At 45.1% G+C, this 15,844-nt stretch carries 18 protein-coding genes and 1 riboswitch; of the genes, 13 read left to right on the top strand and 5 right to left on the bottom strand.

The genetic code is table 11. The annotated features are described in order from the left end of the window. The first annotated feature begins 19 nt into the window (after positions 1-19). From GC102_RS26920 to GC102_RS26905, 4 genes are all read left to right on the top strand, one after another. On the top strand, positions 20-763 hold the full coding sequence (locus GC102_RS26920) for a glycerophosphodiester phosphodiesterase (protein ID WP_171692272.1): 744 nt from the start codon (positions 20-22) through the stop codon (positions 761-763). Between the two features lie 71 nt (positions 764-834). Further along, positions 835-1,515: an MgtC/SapB family protein gene (locus tag GC102_RS26915; RefSeq protein ID WP_171692271.1), complete on the top strand. Its 681-nt coding sequence runs from the start codon at positions 835-837 to the stop codon at positions 1,513-1,515. A 78-nt stretch (positions 1,516-1,593) separates the two neighbouring features. Continuing rightward, a riboswitch (cyclic di-AMP (ydaO/yuaA leader) is annotated at positions 1,594-1,752 on the top strand. 2 nt (positions 1,753-1,754) lie between these two features. Then, positions 1,755-2,645, top strand: coding sequence for a C40 family peptidase (locus GC102_RS26910; RefSeq protein WP_246321140.1), 891 nt, complete (start codon positions 1,755-1,757; stop codon positions 2,643-2,645). 182 nt (positions 2,646-2,827) lie between these two features. Further along, complete coding sequence (locus tag GC102_RS26905; protein WP_171692270.1) at positions 2,828-3,487, top strand: hypothetical protein; 660 nt, start codon at positions 2,828-2,830, stop codon at positions 3,485-3,487. Here the strand turns inward: GC102_RS26905 and GC102_RS26900 are convergent. Next, positions 3,484-5,007 carry a stalk domain-containing protein gene (locus GC102_RS26900; RefSeq protein WP_171692269.1) on the bottom strand — a complete coding sequence of 508 codons (1,524 nt, stop codon included), beginning with the start codon at positions 5,005-5,007 and terminating at the stop codon, positions 3,484-3,486. The genes GC102_RS26905 and GC102_RS26900 overlap by 4 nt on opposite strands. After that, the gene (locus GC102_RS26895; RefSeq protein WP_171692268.1) at positions 4,962-6,131 is read right to left on the bottom strand and encodes a glycosyltransferase family 2 protein; all 1,170 of its coding nucleotides are present in this window, start codon (positions 6,129-6,131) and stop codon (positions 4,962-4,964) included. The genes GC102_RS26900 and GC102_RS26895 overlap by 46 nt, the downstream gene beginning before the upstream one ends. A 135-nt stretch (positions 6,132-6,266) precedes the next feature. Here GC102_RS26895 and yyaC point away from each other — a divergent pair, with 135 nt between their 5' ends. The 4 genes from yyaC (at position 6,267) to GC102_RS26875 (ending at position 9,774) form a co-directional block, all read left to right on the top strand. Continuing rightward, positions 6,267-6,800 (top strand): spore protease YyaC, encoded by a 534-nt coding sequence (gene yyaC / locus GC102_RS26890; protein WP_171692267.1) that lies wholly within the window; start codon positions 6,267-6,269, stop codon positions 6,798-6,800. A 48-nt stretch (positions 6,801-6,848) separates the two neighbouring features. Continuing rightward, positions 6,849-8,633, top strand: a complete 1,785-nt coding sequence (locus GC102_RS26885) for an ABC transporter ATP-binding protein (RefSeq protein WP_171692266.1) — start codon at positions 6,849-6,851, stop codon at positions 8,631-8,633. A gap of 392 nt (positions 8,634-9,025) precedes the next feature. Further along, entirely contained in the window at positions 9,026-9,325 is a 300-nt protein-coding gene (locus GC102_RS26880; RefSeq protein ID WP_171692265.1) for an iron-sulfur cluster assembly accessory protein, read from the top strand. A 140-nt stretch (positions 9,326-9,465) separates the two neighbouring features. Further along, positions 9,466-9,774 (top strand): hypothetical protein, encoded by a 309-nt coding sequence (locus GC102_RS26875; RefSeq protein WP_171692264.1) that lies wholly within the window; start codon positions 9,466-9,468, stop codon positions 9,772-9,774. 79 nt (positions 9,775-9,853) lie between these two features. On the opposite strand, the gene GC102_RS26870 is transcribed toward GC102_RS26875, so the two are convergent. Beyond that, positions 9,854-10,303: a DUF2798 domain-containing protein gene (locus tag GC102_RS26870; protein ID WP_171692263.1), complete on the bottom strand. Its 450-nt coding sequence runs from the start codon at positions 10,301-10,303 to the stop codon at positions 9,854-9,856. Between GC102_RS26870 and GC102_RS26865 the strand changes: the two genes are divergently transcribed. Continuing rightward, a complete protein-coding gene (locus GC102_RS26865; RefSeq protein WP_171692262.1) occupies positions 10,289-10,597 on the top strand; it encodes a hypothetical protein in 309 nt (102 codons plus the stop codon). The genes GC102_RS26870 and GC102_RS26865 overlap by 15 nt on opposite strands. Before the next feature lie 107 nt (positions 10,598-10,704). Here GC102_RS26865 and GC102_RS26860 read toward each other — a convergent pair whose 3' ends face one another. Further along, positions 10,705-11,430 carry an MBL fold metallo-hydrolase gene (locus tag GC102_RS26860; protein ID WP_171692261.1) on the bottom strand — a complete coding sequence of 242 codons (726 nt, stop codon included), beginning with the start codon at positions 11,428-11,430 and terminating at the stop codon, positions 10,705-10,707. Between the two features lie 143 nt (positions 11,431-11,573). On the opposite strand from GC102_RS26860, the gene GC102_RS26855 reads away from it, so the two are divergent. The 4 genes from GC102_RS26855 (at position 11,574) to GC102_RS26840 (ending at position 14,803) form a co-directional block, all read left to right on the top strand. Beyond that, complete coding sequence (locus GC102_RS26855; RefSeq protein WP_171692260.1) at positions 11,574-12,167, top strand: TetR/AcrR family transcriptional regulator; 594 nt, start codon at positions 11,574-11,576, stop codon at positions 12,165-12,167. 99 nt (positions 12,168-12,266) lie between these two features. After that, the gene (gene csaA / locus GC102_RS26850; protein ID WP_171692259.1) at positions 12,267-12,596 is read left to right on the top strand and encodes a chaperone CsaA; all 330 of its coding nucleotides are present in this window, start codon (positions 12,267-12,269) and stop codon (positions 12,594-12,596) included. A 48-nt stretch (positions 12,597-12,644) separates the two neighbouring features. Further along, a complete protein-coding gene (locus tag GC102_RS26845) occupies positions 12,645-14,039 on the top strand; it encodes a phospholipase D-like domain-containing protein (RefSeq protein WP_171692258.1) in 1,395 nt (464 codons plus the stop codon). A gap of 254 nt (positions 14,040-14,293) precedes the next feature. Further along, complete coding sequence (locus tag GC102_RS26840) at positions 14,294-14,803, top strand: hypothetical protein (protein ID WP_171692257.1); 510 nt, start codon at positions 14,294-14,296, stop codon at positions 14,801-14,803. A 79-nt stretch (positions 14,804-14,882) separates the two neighbouring features. On the opposite strand, the gene GC102_RS26835 is transcribed toward GC102_RS26840, so the two are convergent. Beyond that, positions 14,883-15,662 carry a helix-turn-helix domain-containing protein gene (locus GC102_RS26835; protein ID WP_171692256.1) on the bottom strand — a complete coding sequence of 260 codons (780 nt, stop codon included), beginning with the start codon at positions 15,660-15,662 and terminating at the stop codon, positions 14,883-14,885. Positions 15,663-15,844: the final 182 nt, after the last annotated feature.

Genomic DNA, 15,844 nt, shown 5'->3' with positions numbered 1-15,844 from the left:
AGCCGGAAAGGAAACAGGAATGCTTAGTAATAAACCAATGATTATTGCACATCGCGGGGCCAAAGGAATGGCCCCAGAAAATACGCTTGCTGCCTTCCGGCTCGGATTAAGCCAGGGATGTGAAGGGATTGAGCTTGACGTTCATTTGACCGCTGACGAGGAAATCGTCGTGTGCCATGATATGACGTTAAACCGGACTACAAACGGAAAAGGCCTGATAGCGAAGAAAAGCTTATCGGAAATCAAAACCTATGATGCTGGTCTTTGGTTTGGCGATGAGTTCAAAGGGGAGACCGTGCCTACTTTGGACGAAGTCTTTGATCTAGTACCCGATTCCATCATGATTAACGTGGAAATCAAAAACTCGTATGACGGCAGAATGGAGCATAAGCTTGTTGAATTTCTGCGCAGACGTAACCGATTGAATAATGTCATCGTTTCGTCTTTCGACCATAAGTGTGTCAGAAGGATCAAACAAATGGAATCGGAAGCCAAGATCGGTCTTTTGTATCAATCCAAATTGCTTGATCCTACCGCATACGCACGCAGTTTTGATGTGGAGGTGTACTCGCTTCATCCTTACTTTCAAATGTTGGATGCCGAGGATGTGCTGAAGGCGACTGAGAGCGGGCTTTATGTCTACCCTTATACAGCAAATGAAGTAAATGATCTGCTGCATCTAACCGGGTTTGGGGTTTCGGGTATTATTACGGACTTCCCTGGAAGATTAAAAGATTTGTTGCAAACGCAGGATTCCAAGTGAAAAATTTCTATGCGAAGCCCCGGTTTCCGGGGCTTTACCTTTCATTTTATCTTTAGGAATGGGGACATGAAATGAGTCTTCTTGTTTTGGAGAAACTAGGGATGGCGCTGTTATTAGGTCTGTTGATTGGGATTGACCGTCAACTCAAGCATAAACCATTGGGTATGAAAACGAGTATGGTGATTTCGGTGGCTAGCTGCTTAATCACTATTGTATCGATAGGAGCCGTTCAAAAGTACTCCATCCCTGGATATACGAATATGGATCCTATGAGGCTAGCGGCTCAAATCATTAGCGGGGTAGGCTTTATTGGGGCTGGCGTTATTTTAAGACGAAGTAATGAGATTATTTCTGGACTTACGACCGCGGCATTGGTATGGGCGGCTTCCGCTCTTGGCATCGCAACGGGAGCAGGATTTTATCAAGAGGCGACTTTGGCTGTTATTCTTATTATTTTCGCTATCAATCTGTTTCCGATTTTTATCAAGCTGCTTGGCCCACAAAAGCTGAGGGAGAAGGACTTGGCGATCAATATTATTTTCAGTCCTGAAGGGGACATGTCCACACTTATCGATCAAATCAGCGAAGAATACATGAAGGTGAAACATATCAAAATTAAGGACTTGAACGAGAACCAACAAATTCAGTTGGTCATTTCCACAGCAGACAAACATCGTACGACAACTGTCTACAGCAAAATCAAGAAGATCAAATATGTGCTCGCAGCCGAAGTTGAAACGATAAGCAATTAATACGTGAGGCTATCCCGTGGAAACAATTACCACTATACAAAAGTTGAAACTAATAGACCAACTATGCTAGTCTAACATAGACAAAAAATGCCGAATCTCGGAGCAGCAAAAGCTCTGGTACGGGGGACTTCTTTATTTGGGGTGAATGAATGCTCAGCTGTTTAATAAACTGAGCGCGCTAGGGAAACCTCTTCCCGAACCCGTCAACTAACCTCGGAGGCTTCAAGGAGGAACAATTTTTGAAACTTTTTACAAAAAGCTTTATTTGTTCATGCGCACTTGTTTGTGCGGCAGTATCTCTGTTTTCCGCTCCCTCGGTTCAAGCCGCATCATCTACATCCACTGTGAAAGTCCAGGTCAACGATGAGTTGATTCAGTTCCCGGAAGTACAGCCATTTATTGACAACGCAGGAACGCTGCAAGTTCCACTGCGAGTACTATCTGAGAAATTGGGTTATCAAGTAGGCTGGGCGAAGCAAGAAAGCGACATCGTGGTCACGTTGATCAACAAGCAGCAGACGATTCAACTGACAACCGACGAGAAGCAAGCGATTGTGAACAGCAAGAAGATTAGTCTGGAAAGCAGTCCGACGCTTTATCAAGGTAATACGTATGTACCCTTGCGATTCATCACTGAAACATTCGGTTCTCCGATTGAGTGGAATGAAGCGAATCGTATCGCGATTGTGAATGTCGATGGCAAGTCGCACAAGCCAGCCTGGATTGCACCGCCACCAGCACCAGCTCCAAAGGTAGCAGCGGTAGCTAAACCATCCGTGTCTGATCAAATCGTACAAACAGCAAATACGTTCATGGGGACGCCATACGTTTGGGGAGGCACAACACCCGGAGGGTTTGATTGTTCCGGATTTGTGCGCTATTTGTACGAAGCTAAAGGCATTGATCTACCCAGAACTTCGGTCCAAATGTACGATGAAGCAGGAACCAGGGTTACGGACTTGAAGGTTGGGGATCTTGTGTTTTTTGCAGCAGGCAGTGTAAATCACGTTGGTATTTATCTGGGAAATGATCAATTCATTTCGGCGACAACGTCTAGAGGTGTAAGGATAGATAGTCTCGCCAGTTCATACTGGGGATCCAGATATGTGGGAGCCAAAAGAGTTCTGTAAATAAGCCGTGTGATGAAAAAGGATTAAATTATCGAACATTTGTTTTCTATGAATCTTTCGAATGAAAGCATAGAAGGCAGATGTTCTTTTTTTGCGCGAAATATTGCGATTTTTATCGAAATTTTATGGTTTTTAGCCTATAATGAAGAAATGTTTGGAAGAAAGCAGGTGACACGAACGGCATGCAATTAAGTGTCTGGAAAAGTTGGTTTTATAAAAAAAGACATTCGAATAAAGCAAATAGCATGTATATCGTGGAAAAAGGTCCTGCCATACCAGAAGAGATTCGGGGAGTCATTGATCGATTTTTTCTTACGTATAATCATTTCAAAGGGGCAAGAAGTCTACAGACGGATACGTTTATTAAAGAAGTCTTTTACGCAACGAAACAGGATCCGAAGGATCAAAGGACAATTGAAGAGATGGAAGCTTATATTCAGCAGAAAAATGTGCATCGATTGCGATTGAAATCCTTTGTTATTGATGAGTATCTTAGTATTGGCGAGAAGGTTTGCATGATTGGTGTAACAAGGGAATTCAGTAATAATCAGAGAAATCGCGTGCTTTATTTTCTAATAAAAGAGGATCAGTCTTGGCGCTTTCATCATATTGCAAGGTCTCACCATGGGAAAGTTCTAGATAAGTTTCAAGTGAATGAGCAAACGGGGTTCGTGGTTGGGAATGAAAAAGCCGCTCTCCTCTTTCTGACACACTCCGGGTCTGCCGATGCATCCACCTTTATATTGGGTGATTATGTGCATGTGGAAGGTTATTTGGAAGTGGAGCAAGAGGTGAGCAGCCAACTGTATTACCGAATCGTACGAATGAATCGCGTGCACTAAAAGCGAAGAGAGACCCGATAAAGCTGTGGATCCCACTGGATCTGTCCGCCTAAGGATTCAATAATGGCTCTTAAGGGCATGTAAATATGACCATCTAGTATGGTAGGTGCTTCAGGGAGTATGACAGATTGCCCATTCACAGTCATCATGGAATGATCTGGCCGAAGCTCAAGATTAGTAGAACCATGATGAACAGTTAATGTACGGGTTGTCCCGTTCCATTCGAATTTGGCGCCGATTCTTTCTAGAATGCCCCGAAAGGGTACCATACTTGTTTCTTGCAATAAATACCCTCGGAACTCATGCACGAATTGTCCATTTACCTCTAATTGGATTTGTGGATGATCTAGACGTTCCACGACAAGTGCATTGCTCAGCGCCCGACCCGGACTTCGCAGCATGGAGCCGTTCGCATAGAGAGATGAACTTGCACCACCGTCCATATTCATCGCATCCGTTAAACCTAGCTTTAGAAGAACTTGCGCCATATCCGCCATTGTAGCTGCGGAGATTGTCCCCATGACGAACTGATGGGAAGCATCTAACCCTATGAAGCTGCGTACGTTCGCACTCGTTGTGATTTTGGGATCGGTAAAGCCATCCCGTTTGACATCCAAATCAACAGCGCCATTGGTAAGTAGATGTGGTCCTGCTCCAATAGCGGCATCAACCGCTGTAAGCATGGAGCTTTCTCCGGTATCTTGATTATGGAGAGATGAAGTCAGCTTCACCGTATCGCCAATATGGATATTAGGCAGCACGTAAGTCTTATTGTTGGCACTATTTCCGAGTAGGAATACTTGCCCATCTTCGGGAATATTGACACTCTGCGTCGTAATGGCTGTAACTTTGCCCTCGCGGAGAACAACTTTGGTTGAGTTAGGAAAGTCGATCGTCAGCCCGAAAGCGCGCGTGTACCAGACGACTTGATCATTGGCGGAATCACCGTAATATTTGTTCACACCCCAAGCAGTGAAAGTGTAAGCTTTGCTCTGATGAGTAACGCTTATTTGGTGCTCCGTTTGGATTCGTTGCAAGCTAGCGGTTTTGTCGGCGTAAACGAGAAAGGAAGGATTAATGCCTGAGTGCATGATTTCGCCGGAGCCGATGAGCAAACCATTTGGGTAGCGCTGGGTATCATCCTTTTCATAGGCGTCAAAAAAAGTCCCATTGATCCCTGCAATAGCATGGTTCCTCGTTAACATAGAGGAGAATGACTCATCATGACCGATGCCGTCTTCAGCCGTTACAGGCTTAACGCGCAAGTAGGGATCGGTGAGATCCGCTGTGACCCATTGCACAGTAAACGACTTGCCATTATGAGCAATCGTTCGGCTTTGTGTTTGAACGGTACCTTGTGCGGAAGTAGATGCTGGGAAGATAACGGCTGCTGAGAGCAGACAGCTGAGCATCGCGATGTAAGTACGAGTGCGGAAACGCGCAAGTGGCATGGCAGCTATCAACCTTTCTGAATTTACTTCTTTTTTAATTCGCGCAGGGAGTAGAACGTTCCTCTCCAATTGATGCCACCTTGTTTCCAAGTTAGCCAAACGGAGCGGACGATCGTATAGAGGAGCAGGGAAGCGCTGATAGGGAGCAGGAAAGCTTCATCCCCGCGTTTGCTCATGAGACGGAACATTAGCTTGCGGTATAGCCATATTTGTAAAATGACAGCGACAGCATAGGCGGCTCCTCTCCAGTCCCAAAGGAAGAAAAGACCGAGCCAAGGGAATATAAAAAAGATAAGCTGTCCTAGACAAGCGAGTAAAGCAATGGTGTAGCTGTAGCGAAAGCCGGAGAAAAGGTTTTTCTCCAGACCGATGATCGCTTCCTTGAGAGAGCGGTACCATTCAACTTGAAGGATGTGTTTGCCGGACAGAACCTTCTGCCTAAATCCAGCTCGTTTGAGGGAGATGCCCAATTGAAGGTCGTCATCAGGTCTTAGGGCGATCGATTTGTGCGTGCCAATCGCTTCATATGCGCTGCGGCTGACCATGTTGAAGGCTCCGATTCCGATGCCCGGTTCACGGGCGCTGTCAAGGTTAGCACGCCACGGGCGAACGAATAAGGAAAAAGAGAAGAGGAAGAAATGAACGAAACCTCTGAGCAGTGTGCTTCGCGCGACCATGTTAGGGGTCAGAGTGAGGTGCTGTACGTCATTTTCCTTCATATAAGTAACCGCATCTGAAATCGTTCCTGGTGCAAAGATAATATCCGCATCTGTAAAAAGTAAATATTGGCCTCTCGCTTGCTGATACCCTTGGTAGAGGGCATGGTTTTTGCCAAGCCAGCCTTCTGGCAGAGAGGTGATGTGAATGATTTGCAGCGGTGTTTGAATATCCGTTTTGTGCTTTGACCACTTCCGCAGCTCTTCAAGCCGGACGCCGGTAGCGTCCTGAGAGCGGTCATTGACGGCAATGATTTCGAGACGTGGATAATTTTGCGAGAGAAGATGTCGGACGGTTTCTAGGATGGTACTCTCCTCTTCTTTGGCGGCGATAATGACCGAAACGAGTGGAGGCTTGTCCGGGAGCTTCGTTGATTTGGGCAGAGTATGCAGTAGATGTATGCCTTTATGCACATCGAATGTGATATAAAGCCAGTATAGGAGGGTCAGGAGCGCGATAATTCCTAGGGTGGACATGGTGTGCCTCCTTAAAGTTTTGCTAGCAAAACTTGCATCGTAAGCGTAATCTTGAAAGAATAAGAGTTGACCGCATTATATCATTCATCAGGAGTGAGGGGAAATTTTGCTGGATGCGTGTTAAGGGACGATCTGATGGGGGAAGAAGGGGCTAAACCGCGGGAGCAGTATTGGAAAAAGATGAATGGCGAACAGTTGGCCATCTTTCTCAAGGCGATTGGGAGTAAGTCGGTGATGAAGCCGGATTCGTTGGCTTTTATATGTATAGGAACAGATCGATCTACAGGTGATTCACTGGGTCCGCTTGTAGGGAGCAGACTTGTGGAACTGGGGTATCCGCATGTGATAGGAACACTTGAAGCGCCTTGTGATGCTAGTAACTTGGCAGCGCGTTTGCAGGAAATTCCTCAAGGCTGTGTGGTGATAGCAATCGATGCTTGTTTGGGTCAAAAGCTGTCTGTGGGCATGTATCAGGTGTCTAATCAGCCTTTGGCTCCGGGGAAATCAGTAGGGAAGGTGCTGCCTCAAGTTGGAGATTATACGATCGCGGCTATCGTCAATGCAGACGGGCCTAGACAGTATAGTGTTCTACAAACGACATCGCTGTACAGCGTGTTGAAGATGGCAGATGAAGTGACGAAGGCAATCGAGCATGCTTTTCCCATATAGAAGGCAGCTTAGGTTAGAACGGAGAGATGATTAGTGGGACCAGGTGGTATGGGGCGGCTTTCCGATAGGAATCGGCCTAAAGCGAAGTTAAAGGATGTTTCAGTAAAAAGGATTTTGCGGTTGTTCAAGGGGTATTGGGGACAACTGCTGGCGATTATAGGATTGGCGCTGTTTGCAGCCTTGATTGGTTTAATCCCACCTCTTGTTATGAAAGAAATTATTGATAAAGCGATTCCGCAGGGCAATATGAAGATTCTGGCAATGATGGCGCTGCTCATGATTGTACTTCCAGTTCTAAGTGGTGTACTTGGGGTGTGGCAAAATCATCTCAATACCAAAGTAACCCAAGGGGTTATTCGGGATTTAGGGCAATCCTTATTTCATAATTTGCAGCGGCAATCGATGGCATTCTTTACGGATGCTCGGTCGGGGGAAATTGTGCAGCGGATCACGGGGGACGTTCAGGCTGTGCAAAGTGTCGTGACCTCGCTGGTTGTGTCCTCGATCACCCAGATTGTCATTGTTGTTTCGACCATTGGTATTTTGTTTGCCCTTGATTGGAAGCTGGCCATTATCTCTGTACTTATTCTTCCGCTGTTTGTGCTGCCTGTGAAAAAAGTATCGAAGCTTCGAAAGGAGCTGCGTACGGAAACACAAAAGGTTCGTTCAGATATTACTTCGCAGCTCAGTGAAAACTTCGGTATTTCCGGTGCCTTGTTGACGCGTATTTTCGGCAGGGAGAAGCAGCAGGAAATCGAGTTTACGGCTATGAACCAGAAGGTGATGGATTTGGAGCTTCGGCTCAACCTGATTGGGCGCTGGTTCGGGATGGCGACTAATACGCTGGGGCCGTTAGGCACAGCGATTATTTATATGTACGGCGGCTACTCCGTCATATCCGGCAGCATGACGCTGGGCTCGATCGTCGCCTTCGCGGCGTATCTTGGCCGGTTGTACATGCCTGTAGGTATGCTGCTGAACCTGCATGTCGAGGTGGCCACTGCGTTGGGCGTATTCCAGCGCATCTTCGAGTATCAGGACATGGTGCCAGATGTCATGGATGCTGAGGGGGCACGGCCGCTTACGCAGGTCGAGGGGCGTGTGGCTTATAAGCAGGTTTCCTTCGCTTATAAGCCAGGGCAGTACGCGCTGCGTGACGTCACGTTCGAGGCGCAGCCAGGTGAGATGGTCGCGCTGGTTGGACCAAGCGGCGCGGGGAAATCGACGCTGATCGGCATGATCGCGCGGCTGTACGACTCGACGTCGGGTGTCGTCGAGGTCGATGGCGTGAACGTTCGCGACGTTCAGCTGGCTTCACTGCGCGCGCAAATCGCGTACGTGACGCAGGAGTCGTTTCTGTTCCACGCGACGATTGGCGACAACCTGCGCTTCGCGCGGGAGGACGCTACGCGTGAGGAGATGGAGGCCGCGTGTCGGCAGGCCTACATCCACGACTTTATCGTGTCGCTTCCCGAAGGGTACGACACGATGGTGGGAGAGCGCGGCCACCGGCTCTCCGGCGGCGAGCGCCAGCGGATCGCGATTGCCCGCGCGATCCTGAAGCGCCCGCGCATCCTCATCCTCGATGAGGCGACGTCGCACTTGGACTCGGAGTCCGAGTCCTATGTGCAGGCGGCGCTCGAGGAGCTGATGCAAGGGCGCACGACGCTGGTGATCGCGCACCGGCTCTCCACGGTGCTGGCCGCCGATCACATTCTGGTGATCGAAGCGGGCAGCGTCGTGGAGCGGGGCACGCACAGCGAGCTGCTTGCACTGGATGGGCTGTACGCGCGGCTGTACAGCACGCAGTTCGCTCACGCTGCTGACGAGTAGCTGTACACGGCGGTTAAGATAATTCATGGTAAGGGGCTGTCCCAAGAGTAGATAAATACTTTAGAGGGACTAGCCTCTTCATGGATAGGTACTCGTTTTCCAAATTTCATCGAATAACGCTCTCACGTTCCGCAAATTCAAATTTTAGCGCATTTAATTCAATTTAGCGGATCGTCGTTCCTCTATTGATATTCTGTTACATGGGAAGAAACATCTCAAAGAATAACGGCTCGACGTCAGGGGAATAAGATTAACAAAGGTGTCACGGTTTATCGAAGTAAAAGGAGTCTCATTTGATGAACAGGAGAAAGGAAGCTATAGTTCGAATATCTTGACAAACTCTTCTGTAACTAATAGTATTACAGTATAAAAATGAATAGGGGTCGTAAAACATGAAATGTAAAATTAATCGAAATGCAGCCAAGGTCTTAAAAAATATGTTAAGTAGTGAAGAAGCCGAAGGGAAGATGATTCGTGTATTTATTACGCTGAATCATGGAGAGCACGCGCACTATGATGTGAAGCTTGACACACCTACTGAACATGATGAAATCGTAGAAACAGACAAAGATATTAAAATTTTACTAGATAAACGAGAAAACCTTTTAGATGGGGTTTGGGTTCAATATTTTCATGTACCTGAAGATGGTTTTTTCATAACGAACCCTTCAACAGGATTTCTTGAAAAATAAGTGCACACTCGCTTAAAAAATCTCCGATTGTTGAGAACCCCATGTTTTCTAAACGTGGGTTATTTTTATATTCATAGGGCAGCAAGCCGGCAGCTTCTGTTAAACTGAAGAAAAGTTGAAATGATCATGGGGGTATTTTAATGAGTCAACGCTATCGCATTACAAGAGCATTTCAGGAAAAGGACAATTCGGCGAAAACAATATCTTTGGAAGAGTGCAAACTGTATTTTACGTCCAAACCTGATTTTTCCTATACATCCGTGTTTACGGTGACAGGCTCTACCAGCATGTCTATTGAGGGAGATTTTTTCATGTGGAGCTACGGCGATACAAAAATCCCATTCCGGCATTATCAGGGAGATATTTACGTATCTGGTACCAATGAAGCCGTCATCCCCAAGATGATTGAGGTTGCGGGCGATTTGGGGGCGGATGTGCTGGAAGGGTAATTACAAAAAAAGCACAATGGAGTAGGAGAATAAAATTCCTGATCCATTGTGCTTTTTTGCTTGGCGCTGCTCCATTTCTTTAATGTAATGCTGGTTGTTGAACGATTAATTTACTGACAAGTTTGCCAACGAACTGTGGTAAAAAGAAGTTTAATACGAAAACAATGATAAAAGCTATGCGCCATGCGCCCGTCCAATAACTCACAAAATAGGGAACGATACCATTCATGGCAAAAGCAGTTAAAGCAAAGGAGAGGACGAATGTCATAATGAGCGATATTGCAAAAATATAGACAATTTGAGCTTTTTTAAATCGATTTGCAAATTTACGGATTTTAGCAGGTAAGAAAAGGTTTAGTCCGAAAGCGATCACAAAAGCGACTCCCCAATCTTTCATCCATGTACTAACAAAATACGGAATAAAGCCACCTTCAAGTACATATGTCATAATTCCCGACATGATAAAAGTCATAATCATTGACATAATGGATACAAAAGTCAGTTGACGATATTTATGATTGATTCTCATATTAAAACTCCTTTGATGTATAATTTATTTTTTCTTGATTATGAAATTAGTATAACCCCTTATAAAACAAATTTCAAGTATCGATTTATGATTTTTGTCATTCGTGTTGAAATGATACCCATCTCTATAATTGCTGATAAAGTAGTCTTGAAGGCTGATGAAGGTGGAGTTTGGGGAAATCCTTTTGAGAGCCTAACCATAGATAGGGGATCAGTCGTCGTTAGTGATTATGGAGGAAGTAAAAGAGGAAGAAAAGAACTGGTAAGAATAAATTTTAATTTAAATGATATGTAGTATGGTGCTTGAAGGATACTAAGAGTTGAATAAACATTAACGAGGCTGCCGAAGGATGATCCTATGGCAGCCTTTGCTCACCAAAGAGATAGCGTGACGTCGATATTTTATTTTTTTGGCAGCATCATGAGAGTCTGGGCGTGACGATGGATCTCGGAAGCCTTTAATGGACCGCCATGTCCCATGTAGAATTTTTCGACTCCCGAATCAAGCAGACGGGTCAATTCACGGGCTACTGTGTACGGGTCATCTTCGAATGGTGGACGTATGGCATGACTGGTTCTTACGATACCGCCTAACAAAATTCCTGAGGCGACAAGGTCACCGACCAAAGCTTCATTAGAAGCAAGTTCTATGGAGACAGAGCCAGCAGTGTGCCCAGGCGTGTGCTTAACCACCCCCGGAATTCCGTATCGCTCCAAGTTGATAACATCATGTTTTGTAAGTAAAACATCCGGTTCAAAACCGATATACGGCTCGAGCATAAGTGGTGTCTTGATAAATAAACGGCCAAACCAACCGGTTGGGCAAAAAGTCATTGGCGTCTCCCTGTTAAAATGTTTAGCATCCCCCTCGTGAGCCAATATCGGTGCTCCTGATAGTTCACGAATTATTGCTGCACTTCCGGCATGATCTACATGCGCATGGGTCACCACAATGAGTTTGATGTCTTTGAATGTAAGTCTTTCCTTAGCTAAGGCCTTTTTAATTTTATTCTCAGACCCGGGTAGTCCCGCATCGACAAGAATGCATCCGTCAGGGCCTACAAGTAAGTGGGAATTTACCATGTGCATGGGGAGGATTGGAATGCGGACGATTTTTACAGTGTTCATAATTTCATTGTCCTCTCTGGTGGCTAATCTAACGAACCGAACCGTCCGGTTCGTTTTTTATGGTACTCTAATACTTAGTTAATTGCAAGAGAAATGTTACAATGTATTTCAAATGCTATTTGGGATGTATGGGGGACTGAAAAATGCGTAAAGATGAAAAAACACGACAACACATCATTATAAAATCCGCTGAATTATTTAATCAAAAGGGATATGCCGGGTCATCGATACAAGACATTATAGAGGCTACAGGATTAACAAAAGGAGGGATTTATCGAAGATTCTCTAACAAAGATGAAATCGCGGTGGAAGCGTTTGAATATGCGGGGCGGGTGTTGATGGAACAATTATCGTCAGCCATTAATAATGCGGATACAGCGATAGACAAAATAATGGCTGTATGTAATGTGCATATTGATCCAGTGAACAATCCTCCAATAATAGGGGGGTGTCCTTTACTGAATACGGCAGTTGAAAGCGATGATACCTTTCCAAAACTGCGTGATAAAGCCTTAGCCGCGTATGAGGAAATGTTAAGCCTCGTCCAAGGTATTGTAAAACATGGGATATCTGTTGGAGAATTCCGATCAGATGTAGATGTTGATTCACTATCATCATTTATTGTTTCTTCACTCGAAGGCAGTGTGATGGCAAGCAGACTGAGCAGAGACAGTAAACATGTAGGGTTTGTTATGCAACAACTTCGGGTTCTACTGAACACATATATAAAGATTTAATTCAAGCCACGGAAAGGATTGTTTAATAAATTTATAACCTTTAATTATTAAAAGTAGTATCGTAAAATTACCGTAACTTTAATAATGGAGGAAACACTCGTGGTTACAATTGAGGATTTTATGAAATTAGATATCCGTGTCGGTACTGTAATTAAAGCAGAGCCTTTTCCGGAAGCGCGAAAACCTGCAATAAAATTAGAAATCGATTTTGGTGAGTTTGGTATTAAACGTTCCTCTGCTCAGATTACACAAAGATATGAATCCGAACAACTTATTGGACGTCAAGTAATCGCCGTAATGAATTTTCCTGTTAGACGCATCGCAGGTTTTAAATCTGAGGTGTTGGTCATTGGCGGTGTTCCAGCAGAAGGTGATGTGGTTCTCTTAAAACCAGATGAACCTATTAAAAACGGTACACCAGTTGCCTGAGCATTAGTGGATATAACAAGCTAGTTAAATAATTAGAAGGGGGCAACTATGAGCAAAATCGAAGTCTCGACCGTTGCCGGCTCCGAGTCACATATACCATTTCTCGAATCCGGTTCTTATCCCGTACGGCACGGGAATATTGTTCGTCCGCTTGTGGATAGTGCGCCCACCTTTCGACGCATTTGTGAGGCTATCGAAACAGCACAGATCAGTGTCTGGATCACGTTTACTTTTGTGGATCCGTATTTCCAGATGCCGGACGATCGTGGTACCCTGTTTGATGTGCTGGACCGTGCGGTTGCTCGTGGACTGGATGTACGCATCATTTTCTGGCGCCCAAATTCGGAGAGTAGTGGTTACGGCCAAGCCTTCCCAGGATCTTACGCTGACCGTGAAATGCTCGCTGCACGTGGTTCGCTTTTCCGTGCCCGCTGGGACCGTGCACATGGTTACTTTTGCCAACACCAAAAGTGTTGGCTGATAGATGCAGGACATTCGTCCGAGACGACATTTATCGGTGGAATTAATCCGACGTTCAAGGCCTTCGAACCAGGGCACACTGGCGAGGGACAGCGCCACGACGTATTTGTCGAAGTGACCGGACCGTCGGCGACCGACGTGCACCACAATTTCGTACAAAGATGGAACGAGGCCAGCGAGAGCATGGAGGAAGATGGAGTGTGGGGCCACAATGGCGATGACGAGTTGACTTTCCCTACACGCGTATCCGTTCCTCGAGGAGAAAGCCAGGTGCAGATTCAAAGGAACGTGTATGAGAGCCGGTACAGTAATAGTTATCCAACTCCCGGAGGTTCTTCCTTCGATATTGGTGCAGGCGAGCGATCCATTTTCGAGCAGTACAAACGAGCAATAGATGCCGCTCGTTGCACAATCTACATCGAAAATCAGGCTCTCCCGGTTCCAGAGATCTCTGCCAGATTGGAGGAAGCTCTGAAACGTGGCGTGGATGTTGTACTCCTCGTTCCAGCTGAGCCTGAGTCATACGTGCGCGCATTCCGTCAACATCCGGATAGCAAAAGCTTCTTCGATCATTTTGAAGCACTTGGCCGATACGAGAATTTCGCACTTGTCGGAATAGCTGGGCAGAATGAACAGAGAGAGCGCAGCAATATTTATGTACATGCTAAAATAATGCTGATTGACGACGCGTGGGCGACAATTGGTTCCTGCAACCTTCACTGGAATTCACTCTTTGGTCATACGGAGATGAACGCTGCGTTTTGGGACCCAAAAGTGGTGCAATCACTGCGCCGTCAACTATTTTCCGAACACCTGGGTCAAGACACCTTACAATTAAACGACCGCGAGGCGCTTCAACTTTACCGGAACATTGCTCATGAAAACCAAATTAGAGGAACGCAAGGCGATTTCGACTGGAAAAGTCTTGCATTCGCCCTGGACCCAACAACTTACGGCCAATAGCAGCATGAGTTATTAGCAAGCATTATTATATTTATTTTACAAAGAGACCCTCCGATAGGATGAATTGTGTTGCTCACCACTTCACAAGTTATCAAGAATGGGTTTCTTTTTTTGCTCATTTTATGAAAAGAGACTGCCCTCAAGGTTGCTTCCTACATTTACCAATGATTTTTTGTGAACAATCCGTCTTGTTCTGGAGTCAAATAAAATAAACACCTAAAATACGTATACATATAGAAATGAAGGAGAATTTGATGAAAAAAAGTTTGAGATCGCTAATTCATTGGCATTCGTTTATGGAGCAACTTGAGACTTATACGGCAGCTACGTTGTTGAAGTTGAAAAAATGTTTGAACCCAGTAACGAACAAAATCGGTTTTGGTATTTACTTTTACAAGGATATCACCATAAATTTAAACCGTTTGAACAAAGATATGCTGGCAATCGTCGCCGATTTTGTTACACTTTCGCATTTCGACAAGCGTACATTTCCTAGCTTTGTATCGGTTGCCGATGGGATATACGCGACGATGTTTACGAAAGTGCCTAACCATATTATTAAACGGATTACCACTTTGGTCACTGCGTTACCAGGCTATAAAGCGTTGCAAACCGCATCCCGATCGTATGGGTATAAATGTGAGCTTCACTACAATCAGGGAAGAGTATTTTTTGGCTCGTTACAAATTCATTTTAAGAAAATACAAAACGAGCTCTCCTCTCCTAGTTACAGAGCCCTCTCAATGATAGGCAGGACTGATTAAGAAACAACATGCATGGTTTTTTAACCGCAACCTCGACATGAAATTGATTTTCGTGTTGGGTTTAGCGGTTTTTTGTTATTCAGCGTCCGGACTTGAATTGACTAGGAGTAAGGCCCACGAATTTTTTAAACTGGCGCATAAAGTGGGTATCATTTTCATACCCGCACATTTTGGAAATGGCGGCGACGGATAACGAACTGTTAACCAAAAGATACTTGGCGTATTCCAGCCTGCTGTTGATGATGTCTATAACCACAGAACACCCGAATAGCTCCTTATAGATATGCTGGAAATAAGATTTACTTAAATTCATGTATGAGGCAAGATTTTCTACGGACCTATTCGTTTGAGGTGAACTGTAGAGCTCGTTGCGCAGCTCGGTAAATTGGCTGAAATATCGGCTTGTTTTGTCGGGCAAGGTGGGTCTGTCAAGCAGATTGCGAAGCTTCATAAAAAGAGTTCTTATATCCGAGTCAATGATTTTATCCCGCAGCGGGCCGCCTAAGCGGTTGATGCTATGCAATTCCATGATGCATCTTGTAATTAAAAGCGGATCTGCGGCTTTGACGGGCGTGTCAAGGGGGAAATCCAACTGCATAAGGAAATCCTGAATGTCATTGCCGTCACAATGGAACCAGTCGTTGATGAATGGTTTATCCAATTCCCTGTAAAGTTGGGGGGTTGTAGGGCGAAACAGGATATAAGAATTTTTTTCGGCTACGTATTGCTTGCCGTCGAGAATAACTTCTGAATTGCTTTTCAAAAAAACAAAGGCATAATTCCCTGCTCCTACTGGACGGTCAATAGTGATTCCATCCCAATGAATAAAATTATATCCGCAACTAATTAAATGAATCATCCTGCATCTCCTTAAAAAGCACGATAGGTCAGTTTTTGGCTACTATAATTTATTGTATCTGAATTAACATGTACGTACAATTTAATTAAACAGTATGGACAAAGTGGAGAAGAGTAGAGAGCATAATAGGCATGTTTACATGATCTTTGGGTTGATTGCCGCATACTGAAAATAGTGAATCA

It is taken from the genome of Paenibacillus germinis, from assembly GCF_013141785.1.
GTDB classification, from domain to species: Bacteria; Bacillota; Bacilli; order Paenibacillales; family NBRC-103111; genus Paenibacillus_E; species Paenibacillus_E phytorum.
Note: the sequence above shows the minus strand (reverse complement) of the source record. Positions and strands in the feature narration are given on the sequence as shown.